At 58.4% G+C, this 14,972-nt stretch carries 15 protein-coding genes; 3 read left to right on the top strand and 12 right to left on the bottom strand.

Annotated elements, in window-relative coordinates:
- Positions 1–16: 16 nt before the first annotated feature.
- Both DYU11_RS31200 and DYU11_RS31205 read right to left on the bottom strand, forming a co-directional pair.
- On the bottom strand, positions 17–1,078 hold the full coding sequence (locus DYU11_RS31200) for a response regulator (protein ID WP_119671673.1): 1,062 nt from the start codon (positions 1,076–1,078) through the stop codon (positions 17–19).
- Positions 1,056–2,672, bottom strand: a complete 1,617-nt coding sequence (locus tag DYU11_RS31205; RefSeq protein WP_119671674.1) for a sensor histidine kinase — start codon at positions 2,670–2,672, stop codon at positions 1,056–1,058. The genes DYU11_RS31200 and DYU11_RS31205 overlap by 23 nt, the downstream gene beginning before the upstream one ends.
- Positions 2,673–2,864: 192 nt before the next feature.
- Here DYU11_RS31205 and DYU11_RS31210 point away from each other — a divergent pair, with 192 nt between their 5' ends.
- From DYU11_RS31210 to DYU11_RS31220, 3 genes are all read left to right on the top strand, one after another.
- Positions 2,865–3,209: a thioredoxin family protein gene (locus DYU11_RS31210; protein WP_119671675.1), complete on the top strand. Its 345-nt coding sequence runs from the start codon at positions 2,865–2,867 to the stop codon at positions 3,207–3,209.
- Between the two features lie 111 nt (positions 3,210–3,320).
- Positions 3,321–3,716: a hypothetical protein gene (locus DYU11_RS31215; protein WP_119671676.1), complete on the top strand. Its 396-nt coding sequence runs from the start codon at positions 3,321–3,323 to the stop codon at positions 3,714–3,716.
- A gap of 30 nt (positions 3,717–3,746) precedes the next feature.
- Positions 3,747–4,562: a universal stress protein gene (locus DYU11_RS31220; RefSeq protein WP_119671677.1), complete on the top strand. Its 816-nt coding sequence runs from the start codon at positions 3,747–3,749 to the stop codon at positions 4,560–4,562.
- Here the strand turns inward: DYU11_RS31220 and DYU11_RS31225 are convergent.
- The 10 genes from DYU11_RS31225 to DYU11_RS31270 form a co-directional block, all read right to left on the bottom strand.
- The gene (locus DYU11_RS31225) at positions 4,523–6,853 is read right to left on the bottom strand and encodes a DUF2309 domain-containing protein (protein WP_119671678.1); all 2,331 of its coding nucleotides are present in this window, start codon (positions 6,851–6,853) and stop codon (positions 4,523–4,525) included. The two genes, DYU11_RS31220 and DYU11_RS31225, sit on opposite strands and share 40 nt — an antisense overlap.
- A gap of 27 nt (positions 6,854–6,880) precedes the next feature.
- A complete protein-coding gene (locus DYU11_RS31230; RefSeq protein ID WP_229366139.1) occupies positions 6,881–8,422 on the bottom strand; it encodes a proton-conducting transporter transmembrane domain-containing protein in 1,542 nt (513 codons plus the stop codon).
- A 150-nt stretch (positions 8,423–8,572) separates the two neighbouring features.
- Positions 8,573–9,358: a LytR/AlgR family response regulator transcription factor gene (locus DYU11_RS31235; RefSeq protein WP_119671679.1), complete on the bottom strand. Its 786-nt coding sequence runs from the start codon at positions 9,356–9,358 to the stop codon at positions 8,573–8,575.
- Entirely contained in the window at positions 9,355–10,401 is a 1,047-nt protein-coding gene (locus DYU11_RS31240; RefSeq protein ID WP_229366140.1) for a sensor histidine kinase, read from the bottom strand. The genes DYU11_RS31235 and DYU11_RS31240 overlap by 4 nt, the downstream gene beginning before the upstream one ends.
- Before the next feature lie 231 nt (positions 10,402–10,632).
- A complete protein-coding gene (locus DYU11_RS31245; RefSeq protein WP_119671681.1) occupies positions 10,633–11,058 on the bottom strand; it encodes a hypothetical protein in 426 nt (141 codons plus the stop codon).
- Positions 11,059–11,224: 166 nt separating this feature from the next.
- Positions 11,225–11,914, bottom strand: coding sequence for a hypothetical protein (locus DYU11_RS31250; RefSeq protein WP_119671682.1), 690 nt, complete (start codon positions 11,912–11,914; stop codon positions 11,225–11,227).
- Positions 11,911–13,056 (bottom strand): serine hydrolase domain-containing protein, encoded by a 1,146-nt coding sequence (locus DYU11_RS31255; RefSeq protein ID WP_119671683.1) that lies wholly within the window; start codon positions 13,054–13,056, stop codon positions 11,911–11,913. The genes DYU11_RS31250 and DYU11_RS31255 overlap by 4 nt, the downstream gene beginning before the upstream one ends.
- Positions 13,057–13,064: 8 nt before the next feature.
- A complete protein-coding gene (locus DYU11_RS31260; protein ID WP_119671684.1) occupies positions 13,065–13,676 on the bottom strand; it encodes a hypothetical protein in 612 nt (203 codons plus the stop codon).
- Positions 13,677–13,848: 172 nt separating this feature from the next.
- On the bottom strand, positions 13,849–14,547 hold the full coding sequence (locus tag DYU11_RS31265) for a sulfite exporter TauE/SafE family protein (RefSeq protein ID WP_119671685.1): 699 nt from the start codon (positions 14,545–14,547) through the stop codon (positions 13,849–13,851).
- Complete coding sequence (locus tag DYU11_RS31270; RefSeq protein ID WP_119671686.1) at positions 14,544–14,972, bottom strand: FixH family protein; 429 nt, start codon at positions 14,970–14,972, stop codon at positions 14,544–14,546. The genes DYU11_RS31265 and DYU11_RS31270 overlap by 4 nt, the downstream gene beginning before the upstream one ends.

The following is a 14,972-nucleotide window of genomic DNA, read 5'->3' on the forward strand; positions in this document are numbered from 1 at the left end:
CCGGCTGAAGAACCGTTTACCAGTTGGCCCGGCGCAGCTTATCCGGCTGAAGCACCCGGATACCACCCGTTGCCGTGATTTCGACCAGGCCGTCCTGTTTAAACTCGCTCAGCGTCCGGATCAGCGATTCGGTGGCCGTACCGATCATGGCAGCCAGGTCGTCGCGCGACAGTTGAATGGTGGCATTCGGCTGTTGTTCATGCAGGCGCAGGAGCGTATCGGCCACCCGGCGCCGGAGCGAGCTGTAGGCCATGCCGAGCAACTGCTGCTCGCGCTCCCCTACCCGCCCGGCCAGTAATTTGATAAACTGCTGGCTTACGTCCGGATTAGCGAGCAGCAGTTGCCGAAAATCCGCTTCCGGAATGTACAGCAGTTCGGTGTCGTCCAGCGTGACGGCCGAGTCGGTATAATCGGTGTTTTCCAGCAGGGCCATGTACCCGAAAAAATCGCCGGTATGGTACAGCCCGGTGATAAACTCCTTGCCGTCGGCATTGGTACGGATCGTCTTGACTTTCCCGGATTTGATAAAAAAAAGCCGCGTCGGTTCGTCGCCCTCCGTGTAAACAAACTGCTTTTTCCGGACGGCATGCACCTTCCGGTCGGCCGAGAGGCTCTGCAGGTTCCCGACCTTCCTGGCCTCGTCGAGGAACTGATCCAAGCCTTCCTGCGGCAGGGGGTAATCGGCGCGAACATCGGCGGGCCCGATGTTCTGAAAGCGATTCAGCCGGCCTTCGATGGCACTGAGCAGTTCGGATTCGTCGAAGGGTTTGGTCAGGTAATCGTCGGCCCCCAGCTCCATACCTTTCCGGAAATCGGCCCGCTCTGTTTTCGCCGTCAGAAAGATGAACGGCACCCCGGCCAGCTGCGGGTTCTTATTGAATATATGCAGCACACCGTAGCCATCCAGCACCGGCATCATGATGTCGCAGATAACCAGGTCAGGCTTGTGAGCCAGGGCTTTTTCCACGCCGATCTTACCGTTTTCGGCCGTATGGACCGTGTAGCCGGTCAGTTCAAGGATTTCGGCCGTGTTTTCGCGGATGGCGTCGTTGTCTTCAATCAGGAGAATGGTTTTCATAAGGAAGGGTAATGGTAATGGTTGTGCCCTGGTTCAATTCACTCTGGAGGTCAATCCGCCCTCCCATCAGTTCGACGTATCGGCCGACGATGTGCAGCCCCAGACCGGTTCCCGCGATGTTCATTACGTTGCGGGCCCGGAAAAACCGTTCGAACAGGTGTTCCTGATCCTCTCTGGAAATACCGATGCCCTGGTCCTCAACGCTGAGTGTTAGCTGTCCATCGACACCGGTTACCCGCACCCACACGACCGACTCCGGGCCGGAATACTTGATCGCATTGGACAGCAGGTTGACCAGAATCTTACGGAACAGCGACGGATCGAGCCAGACCCGTTCATCGCCCGACAGATCCGTCCGGATGGTCTGCCCGGGCTTGAGCATACCGCGCATGCTGGCGATGGTTTCGTCGACCAGCTGCGCGATGTTGACCATACCGGGCCGGGCTTCGATCCGGCCTTCTTCCAGCTTGCCGACGGACAGAAACTCCTCCAGTATATCGTTGAGATGATTCACCGACGTCCGGATGCGGTCCAGGTGCTTCTGGCGCTTGTCCTGCTGATCGCCCCCGGGGTATTTTTCAATCAGGGTGGCCGAAGTCAGCACGGCCGTCAGCGGAGTGCGGAACTCGTGCGACGCCAGCGAAACGAACCGCGACTTCAGTTCGCCCAGTTCCCGTTCGGCAGCCAGGGCTTTGGCCAGTTCATTTTTCGACTGCTCCAGTTGCTCCAGCGTATTCATCAGCGCGTGGGTTCGGTCGGCCACTTTCTGTTCCAGGTTGGCGTTCAGCCGCTCGATATGGTCGCGATGGGCCAGGAGCTGCCGTTCGGCTTCTTTCTTGAAGGTGATATCAACGATGTAGGCCACTACGTACAGTTCGTTGTCGAGCCGGAAATAGCTCAGGCTGATCTCAACCGGAAACACCGACCCGTCCTTACGCTGGGCGTGCAGGTCGCGGTTGTGCCCCATGGCCCGCACCTGCGGATCGGCATTGAACGAGTGCCGCAGGCGTTCGTGGTAGCGGCTCACGCTTGCGGGCACCAGTTGTTCGATGGTCTGGTGGAGCAATTCGCCGGGGTCGTAGCCAAACAGCCGGTCAGCCAGCTGGTTCGCAGAAACGATACGTCCGGCCGAGTCGCAGACGATGATACCGATGGTGGCGTAGGAAAAAATGGCTTCGTTGCGCCGGATGCTATGGGCCAGTTCGCGTTCGGCCCGGTGGAGCCGCCCCTGATCGATGAGCCGAATCAGCGCATACGAGCGATCGTTGGCCGTAAAGGCATTGATAATGAGTTTCCCCCAGAACGCGGTCCCATCCTGACGGCTGATGGCGGCTTCTTCTTCATAATGACCGGTCTGAACAATGCGCTCCACCACTTCCATGCGCAATTCGTCGGCGAGGGGCTGGGCCCGCAGCGACCGCGACCGAACCGGGTCGTTCAGCAGGGCCTCTTCCGACGCAAAGCCCAACAGCCGCACCCCCGCCTGATTCACGCGGAGAAACCGTTCGTTGGTCAAATCATAAATACCGATGAAATCGTCGCTTTTCTCAAACAACAGGTCGGCTACGGCGCTTGAATAGTGGTCCGTGAGCATACAATGGCTGGTCCGGCACTGGTTTTTGCCGGTTGAATTCCCATCAAATTTCGCGATTTTACAAATATCCGTCGATAATCAGCGCCCGAACTGACAAAGATCAGTGTCCCTGCGGGCAGAATCCCTGAGTTTTACGGAGTAATGAATCAGAACCCGGCCAGTGACGTAACGGCGTTCGAAGATTTTTGATTTATGCAGTCCAGCGACACATCTCCCGTTTTCGTTCCGGCCAAAGCAGCGGTGCTGCTTGTGTTTATGCCACCGGAGGGGGCCGACCGACAGCAACGGCAGTCGCTGGCAGCGCTGGCCGACACCCTGCAACGCCACCTCGATGGCTCGGTACGGGTGCTGAAACTCGATGAAACAACGCATCCCGACGTTGTGCGCAGCTTTGACATTGCCCGCCTGCCGGCCTTCGTCCTGATCCGGCGGGGGGTTGAACTGTGGCGACACGAAGGACTGGCCGACGAACAGACGCTGACGCAGGCATCCCGGCAGATGCTGGCCGTCGGGCGGAATGGCCTGAGCGCTCCTTGAAGCGCTTCGGCTGATCGGGATCACTTCCCTGCCTGATGGGGCTCATCGTGACCTGTTCGCCCATCGGCCATTTTTACGACCATAACCAACAGCTCGTACCGTATCAACTTTATGCCTGCACTACCCTATTCTTCCGTCGATCAATGCCAGTCGGCCAATCAGGCCTGGAACGTAACCCTTTCGCTGTACGAACAGGAGATCGATCTGCTGCTGGTTCAGGTGGCCGAACTGCTGAGCCGGTCGACCTACCGCAGCGTACAGCATTATCCGGAGCAGTATTATCATGACCTGAATCAGTTGCGGGCGCTGGTGCAGCAGGTACGCCACGAACGCCTGTGCGAACACCCAATCTGTACGCTGGCCCGGCAACAGACCTGCCCGGCCCCGCAGTTCGGTAAGCACACCAGCCTGCCCGGCCTCTGGACTGCGCTGGCCGATGAGTTTACCCGGCTGAAAAACGGCTGCTGCCAGCTGTTCACTCACCTGGTCAATCTGAATCTGCTTTAACCTTCCTCGTTTTTAACTAGTTATCTGCTTATGAAACGCATTCTGGTTCCAACCGATCTTAGTGAACTGGCAAACCGGGCCCTGCCGGTAGCCGTACGTCTGGCCCGCCAGTACGACGCTGACATCTTCCTCGTTCATTACCTCCCCTTTGCTATCGTCGACCCGGGCCTGACCGAAGCGCCAACGGCCATTACGACTTACCTCAACGATCGCGAAGAGGAAGTGGAAGCGGAGCTGACCCAACTCGCCCGGCATCCGGATTTTCAGGGCGTTACGATCCACCCCGTGGTGAAACGTAGTGACCGGGGACTGTTCGGGATGCTGATCGACCAGCCCGCCGACCTGATCGTGATGGCGTCACACGGCTCGTCCGGGCTGGAAGAATGGCTGTTTGGCTCCAACGCCGAACACATCGTGCAGCAGGCGCATTGCCCGGTGCTGATTATTAAAGAACAGTCCGGCCCGTTCGATCCGACGAACGCGATCTGCGCCATTGATGCCGACGACCGGCTTAAATCACACCCGACCTGGCCTTTTCACCTCAGCGACGGCGTTCGGCAGTTCGTATACGTCATGACCCCGACCGACGGCCGCGTTACCGATGGCATCCGGCAGTGGATGGCCGAATTTGCCGCGACTAAACAGATCACCGATTACGACCTGACGATTTTTGCCGACAGCAACGTACCGGATGGCATCATCCACTTTGCCGAAAGCCGGGGCGCCGACCTCATTCTGCTGTTTACACACCAGAAAAGCGGGCTGCTGCACCTCGTCAGCGGCAGCGTAGCCGAAGATGTCGTCAATCACGCAACGATACCGGTGTTGGTCATGCCGGTGGCGTAGTTGTCGCGAACCGGCAACGTACTACCCTGATCCGGGCTCCAGCGCTGCCACTCGCCCAGCCGGTCGAGCCGGTAAGCCCGGTTTTCCAGCGGGTCAATCGCAACCAGGGTTACCCAGCCATTCAGAAACAGCGTCTGCAGCGTTTTCTGAGCCTGTATAATCCTGTCAATGCTATGCCGGGGGGCATGCACGACCGTTAGCAGCCGCTGGGGTACGTGGTACGGCGTGTCGTCGGTCCGGTACACCGATTGCAGCGGCAACCCATGCATCAGGTCACTGGCATTGCCCTGCATGACCCCCAGCTTGCCCGCTACGTTGTGGGTAATCTTGCTGCCACTGCCGTACGCTACGGGATCGAGGGTCGAGAACAGGTACTGACTGTTGATCCACTGGGCCACAACCATCGGGGCGGTCAGGATGGTTTGCAGCGACGACAGGTCCGTGTCCTGCTGCCAGTCATACGAGTGCAGAAAGCAGCGCCCTTCCAGATCGAGCCCTTCGGTGAGCCGGCGCGGTCCGACAATAAAGGCCGCATTGCGGGCCAGCCCCCACTCCGGACGTACCTCGGCCCAGTCGCTGCTTCGGCGCAGGGTCTGTTTCACCGGATCGCACCCATCGGCATCCGGTCCGAATGCCTGGCACCGGGTTGACGCATTAGCCGCCTGCGCAGCCGTCAGATCCCGTTTCAGTCGGAGCAGAACCGGCAGGTGATGGCGGTTTGCATCGGCGGTTTCGTAGAGTGTTACGGCGTCGGTCGTGGTGTTGTGCTCAGCGGCCAGAAACACCGTACTGGTCGGGATGCGGATGCCCTTTTCCGCCAGACGAGCCCTGACCAGGGGCGTATTCAACAGGGTAGCCAGTATTCTGGCGTTCGGACCGCCGTGGTTACCACCGCAGGCACCACACTCTAGAGCCGACGCATACGGATTGTTCTGGGTAGCCGCGCCATGCCCACAGAAAACGACCAGCTTGCCGAAGTTACTGGTCAGGCCCATCAGCCGCAGGGCCGTTTCGGCATAGGTTACCTGCTGGTCGGGTGCGATGCCGTGTTCCGGGTAAGCGCCCACCACATCCGGCTCCGTCAGCAATGGCGGCCGCACCGTTTCTTTGAGCATGCGCCGACCGTTCACACTGATCACCGGCGCCAGCGTACGCCCCAGCATCAGTACCCCACAGGCCGCACCGAGCGTCTCGACGAGCGCAAATGGCGTAGCGAAATTGTATTTCAGGTCCTCGTAGAAGCTTTTCAACAGGGTGAGGATGCGCTTGCCACGCTGAAAACGGGTTACCTGCCCGGGATTTTCGGTGAGTGGTTTTTCGTAAATATCATGCCGGGGTCTGAGCAATACCGGGCAGGCATCGTGCGCTTTGTCCTGAACGAAATCATGCAGCCGAACCGGCAAGCCGAAAAATCCGGCGAACCCAAGGGTTTCGTAAGCCCCTAACGCTTCCAGCCGACGCCGAAACGGCTCCGACCGCACGTCAATGCAGAACACCAGTTGCGCATCCGGACGCGCTGCCGGCTTCGTGAGCTGATGCGTTGAAGCCAGTACGTTTTCCAGCAGCGCGTTCCGATACGTCGTTTCGGCTTTTTCGAGCCGGGCAACGGTTTGCGAAAGGATACCCGGAGCCGGTGTCGATTCCGGCTGCTGCCGACCCGCTTCCGGCCAGATAACGCAAGTGATGGCCAGCCGAACCGCCAGAAAATCGACCAGCGTAGCCGGGCAAGCTGCATACGAAGCCGGCTGTTCCTGCGACCGCCATTTGATGTACCCCGCCCAACCGGGCAGATACGTCAGGGTTTGTTTGAGGAATGGTTCGTGGTTCGTTTTAGGTACGTTCAGGCGATCAAGACTCAGCAACAGGGCGTCCTCAGCCTTCTCGGGCAGGGCCTTCAGCCAGTTTTTTACGGTCCGGTTGTGCTGGTGCAGCTGGTCGTCAAACCGGGCCAGGTCTTTCCACGCCCGGTAGAAGCCTTTATGCCGGTTCGGCATGGTGATCGTGGCCTGGCCGTCGTCCGTGAACGCCAGGCACCATTTGATCACCTGCAGGTTCACGGCTTCTAGTTCCGGCGATACCTGGGGGTGTTGAAACAGACGCGCACCATCGGCCAGCGCTTCCTCAAACGGAAGGGCTTCCAGCCCCTGCAAGGGATTACAGGCAATAAACGTCCGCAGGGGCCATACGGGCGACAACAGGGTAGCGGCATTGGCAACTTTAGTTCGTATTTCGGCCCGGCCGGTGGCTACGGATAACGGGATGATGGACTGAAACGTGGTCTGTACCTGCATGAGTAATGGGATATATTCAGGTGTCGGTTATACTTGATAGGTTGTGCGAACCGGGGTGGTGGTTGCGGGGTCGGGTTGGCTGCCGTTCAGCGCTGCAACGTACAGATAGGCCCAGAAGCGGGTAGCCTGCAGCGCAGCCAGCGGCTTCAGGTTCATGCTCAGCCAGATCAGTCCCATCAGCCCGAGGGCCGTCAGGTGCAGGCTGTTCAACGGCTGGGGCTCCGAAATTCCAAGCGGCCGGAACAGCGTTTCTACACCATGCACACTGACTCCGTACAGACAACCCGCCACAAAAGCCAGCCCTACCGCCGGAACAAACCGGCTACGCAGGCGGCCACCGGCCAGGAGGGTTTGCGCCACCTGGGTTGTCGCAATGAAGGCGAATCCGATCAGAACGGCGGTAGTGTCGGCGGCCAAAAAGGGCTTCTCACTGACCAGCGCGAATCCATAGGCTCCGGCCACGCCACCCAGACAAGCCGGCAGAAAGACGGCCAGGTTACCGGTCCGCTCGTCGATGGGCCGGCGTTTTTCCTGCAGTACGGCCCCTCCGCTCAGGAACAGAAAGGCTTTGAACAGGCCGTGCCAGCACAGGTGCGCTACGGCCGCCGGAAACAGGCCCAGCCCGCACTGCATCACCATGAACCCCATCTGCCCCATGGTAGAGCAGGCCAGCATTCGTTTTACATCGCTCTGGATTAGCTTCCAGAACGTCCCGACCACCGCCGTAATCACCCCTACGGTGAACAGCACGTGCAGCAGACCATGCTGAGCCAGAAACAACGGGGCAAACCGAATGAGCAGAAATCCACCCCCATTGACCAATCCGGCGTGCATCAGGGCCGATACGGGCGTCGGGGAGTTGAGCGAACTGGTCAGCCAGCGGTGGAAAGGCAGCAGGGCCGACTGCGTCATGGCCGCAAGACTGATGATGAGCAGAGCCGAAGTCAGCGCATTCGGGTTCACCGTACTCAGATCCGCCTGCAACAGGGCGTGGATCGACGCCGTACCGAAGGTAGCCGTCAGGATGGCGAACGCCACCGCCAGGAAGAAAAAGCCCGCGAAGAGCACCTGCAACGCCAGCAGGCCGGATTGGTAAGCGGCCCGCCAGCCGGTTTTGTGCATCATCAGCCGGACCAGCAGCAGGTTGCTGATGCCCCATCCCGCCAGCAGCAGGCCCAGGTGATCGGCCAGCACCATCAGCAGCGCCGAACTGGTTATGGTCGACAGCAGCATGAAGTACAGCCGGTAGTTCCGGTCACCGACCAGGTAGCGAAGCGAAAACTGGTGAACAATACCACTGACGAACAGAATGAGCGTGGCCATTACCCACGATAAAGCATCGCCCCGAAGTCCGGCTACCGGCTCCCCCGCCGGATTTTGGGCTGTCCAGAGTAAGCCCGCTACGGCCACCCCCCATCCCAGCCAGATCAACCGCGTCGTTAAAAGCGCCCCTTTGTCCGGCTGTCGGCGAAAAAAGAGTCCATTGCCGATCGCTCCCAGCAGGGGCAGCCCAATGAGCAGACTATAGTGGATTAACGGCTGAAACAGGGTACTAAACAGGTAGTTCATTCGCTTTTCTGATATTGACGCTCAAAACTACATGGGCCGTTGATCGCAGAAAAACGAATCTTTTTTATAAGATCTATAAGGAAAATTTATACAACTGCTTTAGTACCATAAATTATTGTTTATACCACACGCTGCACGTTCCAGACACAGTTAATCGCCCATCCACGAACGGAACTCCCCGGCCCTTTCGCGGCTGATAAAAACTTCATCGGCGATGATGGGCTTCAGATCCAGCTTCAGTCGGCCATTGAAATGCACATGAACCCGGTCAACCGCTTTGGCATGGATGATGAACTGGCGGTTAGCCCGAAAAAATTGCTTTGGATTCAGTTTTTGCACCAGTTCGTCCAGGGTATAATCAACCACCAGCGAACGGCCATCCCAGGTCCGGACAAACGTCAGCCGGTCTTCGGTGTAGAAATACGCCATGTCTCCTACTTCGACCGGAATCAGTCGCGATCCCTGTTTGAGCAGAAACCGCTCGGTATAGACTGGCAGGGCACTGTCGCTGGGTGTGGGCGTACGGAAAGCCGCCACCAGGGCCCGCAGATCAACGGCCGGGCTGGGTTGCCCGTACAACCGGCGCAGATCGCTGAACTTGGTCAGACTCCGGCGCAGCGAGGCTTCATCAATGGGTTTGAGCAGGTAATCGACGCTGTTGACCCGGAAGGCCCGCAGTGCGTACTCGTCGTAGGCGGTCGTAAAAATCACCGGGCAACGTACGTCGACCCGCTCGAAGACCTCGAAACTCTGCCCATCCACGAGTTCGATGTCCGCGAGGATCAGATCCGGCGGCTCGTTTTGCCTGAACCAGGCCGTAGCTGCCTCAACGCTGTCGAGGGTTGCCAGAATAGTGGCCGTGGGGTCGTAGTCCCGGATCATGGTCTGCAATTGCCGGGCGGCCAGGGTCTCGTCTTCAATAATCAGGATCGTCATGGGGCAATCAGGGGGACTTCGACGGTAAAAAAATCAGGGGTTTCTTCAATCAGGACCGTATCATGGCCCAGCAGCCGGTATTTCTGCGTAATCGTAAGCAATCCTTTTTTATCCGATGCTACGTCGGCCCGCGCTTTCCGCTGCAGGTTATTCCGTACGACCAGCGCCGGATGACCGTTGCTGCGGATGGAGATGGTCAGCGGCCGGCTAGCCGATACGATGTTGTGCTTGACGGCGTTCTCGACCAGCAGTTGCAGGGTCAACGGTGGGAGCCGGTACGCCCGGTAAGCCGGATTGATACCTACGTCAACCCGTAGTCCCTCGTCGAATCGGGTTTTCAGCAGGTTCAGGTAAGCATGGGTGAAGGCCAGTTCGTCTTCGAGCAGAATCAGGGGCTGTTCGTTGCTTTGGAGCAGGTACCGATACACCTGCGCGAGGTCGCCGATAAACTGCACGGCTTTGCTGTTTTCGTTGGTTTTTACCAGCGCCTGCAGGGTGTTCAGGCTGTTGAACAGGAAATGGGGCTGCACCTGGGTCCGGAGGAGACTCAACTGAATTTCGAGCTGCGTCCGCTGGAGTTCTTCGGCTTGCCGCTTGGTACGCAGCCACTGGCGGAAAAAATACCGGGCTTCGTAGATGGATACAATAATGGTAAAGTAAAACAGCCCTACGCCGTACATAAACGGAATATCGCCCGGCTCCCAGTGAGCCGCGTCGGTGAATACGTAATAGCGCGTCAGCAGAATCCGGGCGCCAACCAGCAGAGCCGTTACGGGTATACCCAGGCCCCCCAGCCAGACAAGCCGCTGATTCGTACGTTCCAGCCCCGCAAACCGACGCTGCGCCTGCAGGATCAACCACCGGATCACGAACCACGACAGGTACAGCGTAAAGATGCCGTACGTAATGAAGCGCCACCGGTTAATATCGGCGTCGAGCAGGGTGGACAGGTTAAAAAAGAGCGTAGCCACCACCCACAGAACCAGCGGCCCCACGATGCGTAGTGTTCGATCGTTCAACGAATGCATACGGCGTCGGATCATGAAAGAAACCGTTTCCGGGACAGGCTCAGTACGTTGAGGTGCCCTTGGAAACGTTTGCTCATCAAAGCTACGCAACCCCTGTCGGATCTGGTGCCCGGCGCGTTTGAAGCGTCGGAAATCCTGCGCGAATAGTACGAAAGAAAGATTGATTAGCGCAGAGACTGGTTTATGCCATAAAAAAAGCGGCAACCCTACTGGATTGCCGCGTGTGAATGGTGGAATTCGGATGGCTTAGTTCAGACTGATCAGGCGTGTGGCCGGTACCGGCTGGGCAATCACAAAGTCATGTTTGATTTCACCAGCTTTGTTCTGAACCACTATCCGGAATTTACCGGCGGGCAACTGCGCTACGTTGAATTTAACGTGGTAGGCACCCGCCTTCCGGTTCGTCACCTGCGTAGCCAGTACGTTGCCAGCTTCGTCGAGCACCTGAACGTATGAACGCTCACCGGCGGGCTGATCAACCATAACGTTTAGCACGGCGGCCGATTTTGACGGGAAGATCATCGACCGGACAGCCGCCGGGGCCGTTGGGTTGGTCAGCGCAGGATCATTCAACGGCCGGGCGGTAGCCGCTTCGGCAGTCAGAAACAGAATGGCACCAAATGCACCTAACAGGGTGAGGGCCAGTAACGCAGTTTTCAGGAAGGTTTTCATTGTATTTGTTGTTTGGTTGTGTGTGTTGTTTGCTGTTTGCGATTCAAAGGTAGCACAGCTTAAAGCACTCATTCACAGACATAATGTTGAGTCGGTTATAATACTGTACGAAGTGCGACAAAGACAGGTTGAATGGTAAATTACCCGGCTCTGCACGCCGGTTATTCTACACCCCTACGCCCAGCTCCACCGCCAGACCGAAGCCGACATGCCAGAGGGCGTAGTGCCCCAGCCGGATCGAAAGCCCGGCCAGGAAGCCATAGCGCCGGAAGAAAACGGCCTGCAGAAAATTCATGGCGTAGCCCGTACCGAAGCTGTAGATGATCAGCCCCTGCGAATCGGTGATCAGCTGCTCCAGGGGTTCAACGAGCGAGGTTAGCCCGGCCAGCACCCAGAACAGCCGTTCGTTTTTTTGATCGTGGAGCAGAAACCGCCCGATCAGCCACATCAGCAGCGGAATTGGAATGAGCCGGTACAGGCAATCGGTGTAAAGCGCCCCTGAGCCGTAGAGCAGCATCGAGTAGGGAAACGGCTGCATAAACGGCGTCAGCGACGTAACCGGCTGCGGGTGAATCACCAGTTTGTAGAGCAGCAGATCGGCGAGTCCGAAAGCCAGCCCGATCAGCAGCGGGCGACCGAAGCGGTACCAGCCACTCACACGGGCATCCAGCAGGTCGGCAAAACCGGTGCGGGGTGCCAGCCAGATACCTAGTCCGCCCAGGGCAACCAGGAGTACGCCCTCTACCCCAAACAGGCGAATGGCCGGCGCTGTCAGGGTGGAACCGACCAGGGCCGTAACGACCGTCAGCAGGATCAGGGCGGCATAGAGCCACAGGGAAGCAGACGATGTTTTCATGGCATCAGGCGATCCATCAGGCTCTTGTCGGAGCCGTTTCCATTGTTTTTGTAGAGAACAAATATTCCTTTGTTTTTCGGAAAAAACAGCAGATTGGCTTCAATGCCGACCGAGCCGCCGTTGTGTCCGTAGGCCGTTCCAAGCCCTGTTTTCCAGTGTTCTACGCCCAGGCCATACTCACAGTCACCGCTGGGGCAGGTCGGCAGCAGCGTCGGCTTGACCATCTCCGACAGGGAGCCTTCGGCCAGAAGGTTGCCGTTGAACAGTGCGTCGGCGAACGTAGCCAGGTCAGCGGCTGTGGAGATGATACCGCCGTCGGCTCCCCCATCGGTGTCGGCCCGATCCCAGTGACTCACGTCGTACAGCCGGCCATTGCCGTAAAGATCAGCATACCCCCGGACTACGTTTCGATCATCGCGGACGTCCAGATACGTATCGTTCATGCCCAGGGGCCTGAAAATCCAGCCATCCAGTACCTCATGCAGCCGCTGTCCGGTTTTCTGCTCAATGATCTGTCCCAGCAGCCAGTAGTTGGCATTGCTGTAGCTCCAGGCAGTGCCGGGTGTGAAATGAAGGGGCTTGCCGTACACGTACGTTGTCAGTAACTGCTCGGTCGTCAGCTTGAAACGCGCCTGGTAATCGTCGACAATAGACAACTGGTAGGCGATGCTTTCGTTGGGCGGATCAACGATGCCGCTGGTATGCGACAGCAGGTGGCGGACGGTGATCTGATCGGCCTGCGGAATTCGGCCCTTCAGACCGGGAAGCAACGTAGCCAGCCGATCGTCGAGCCGCAGCTTACCCTGTTCCTGCAATTTCAGTGTAGCCACCGCCACGAACATCTTGGTGATGCTGCCCACCCGAAACTGATCGCAGACCCGGAGGTCGGTCTGGTACGCCAGATTCGATTTGCCGACGGCACCAATCCAGCGCGGTTCGCCGGGTTTCTGAATCAGGAGAAGGCTGCCGGGTGCGTTCGCTTTCCGCCGGTACTGCTGCAATTCGGCCAGATAGGTCTGGTGGCGGGGGTGGTTCACATACGAAACCGGCGAACAGGGCTCCGCTGGGCTCTGCGGTACGTCCAGCGATTCACAGCCGGCGAGCAGAACAGGTAGTAGCGTAAGGATGTATCTTGTTTTCATCAGGTTGATCAGGATTTGGGGTGAAGAAAGAAACGGGTGCCGATGTGGAAGGCCGAGTGCGGCAGCACCGGGATGCCGCGGTTGCTGAAGGGCGTTTCGCCAAACAGTTCATACCGGGCGTAAACGCTGATCGGGGTGGGCGTAAATGGCCGGAACCGGTAGCCAACGCCTGCGCTGACAGACGGCATCACCCGAATCAGAAAGCGGGATGCGGGCTGGTAGTCGCCGGTTTCGGTCTGCCGGTAGCTGCGTAGCTGCTGCGACAGGCCAAGTCCCCCTACGCCGATAAAACCTTCCGCGTACAGGTTGCCGAGGAATTTCCGGTAGCCGAATTCGGTGTTCAGGTACAACCCGCTGTGGACAGTCCGGTGGTGGTAAAAGCCGAGGTTCAGGGTTTGAATCAGTTGGGAGCCGGTACGATTTCGGTAGTAGAACTCGGTACCTATGCGCACACCAACATTGAGTGTACGCAGAAAGCCACGGAACGTTGGGAGGCTGACCGACTCAGAGAAGACGGAAACCGTCAGTGGTCGCGATGCGGGTGGTGATGGCCGGTCCTGGGCCATACTTATCTGGGGAGCCAGGAGAATCAGCAGTACGTGTTTAATCAGGGTGTTCATGGTAGTTATTGGTTGTTTGGCCAAAACTAAGCCCCGGCCTGCCGAAGCGGACCGGGGCTCGTTTGAACCGGCGGAAAACAAACGCGAACCGACCGGCTTTTCGCCTGAACTGTTTACCGGCTCACCGGTAGCTGTCAGCGAATTTATTAGCGCAACCAACCACTATGCTCATCTACCCGTGACAAAGGGGAATGGCTTTCATATCATCGACCGGCCCCAAAGGCATAGCCGGGTAAATCCCCAGCCCTCTGATGAGCAGCCACGTTCCCAGCAGAAGTGTAACAATCGGCAGCGCCCGGCTGAATTGCCGACGTAGCGGCTGCGACAGATACCCGGTCAAAACCCGAACGCCGAGCAGCGCAGGTAACGTACCCAGGCCAAAACTGACCATGTAGCTCATTCCCGCCAGTATAGTATCACTGACCAGCGTACTGGCCAGCGCTACGTATACAAACCCACAGGGCAGCAGCCCATTCAGGAACCCCATACCCAGCCAGGCCGGGAGAGAGGGGCGATGCAGGAGCCGTCCTAGTGCCGACGATAAACCGGTACGCTGTGGTAACCACCGGCTCAGCGGGCTACCGCTGGTGCCGGTCAGTCCCCAGACGACCAACAGTAATCCGGCCCCGATGGACACGGGACGTTGCAAACTGATCAGCAGCAAACCCTGCCCCAGCAGGCCAAAAACAGCACCCAGGCCGGCATAAGCCGCAATCCGCCCGACGTGGTAGGTCAAAATCCCCCACGGTCGCTGCCAGCGCGGCAACCGCCCCAGCGGTAAGGCCATGGCCAGCGGCCCACACATACCGACACAATGCAGGCTACCGGCCAGTCCGGTCATGAAAGCGGCTGTCCACCAGAGAGTATTCATAAATACAGTTCCTTTTCGGCGTAGTATTCCTGCTCCCCGTCCGACCAAGTCAGCTGGACGCGCCAGTACCCTTTGGCCAACGGCGCCGTTGAGACCGTCTGCCGACTCATAGCGTTCGCGGCAATCGGGACGGTGAAATCCAGCCGTCGGTCGGCTGGTCGGTAGAACGTTACGTTCCCCTGGCGGACAGACGCCGGAAGCGTAAAGACGACCTGCTGCAACGCCCGCTGGTACGTCATCGACGCAGCGCCCGACAACCGGGCCGTGTTGCTGATCCGGTTGATCTGCCGTTGAAAGTTCAGTTCATCCTGGTAGTAATCGTCACGGACCAGATCGACCCGCTGCCGGCTCATCAGAAACACCAGGCTGCCGATGAATCCGGCAAACAGGATGAAGGTTAACACGATGCTTTTTCCCCAGTTCAT

This window comes from Fibrisoma montanum, from assembly GCF_003583365.1.
In the GTDB taxonomy this organism is placed as follows: Bacteria; Bacteroidota; Bacteroidia; order Cytophagales; family Spirosomataceae; genus Fibrisoma; species Fibrisoma montanum.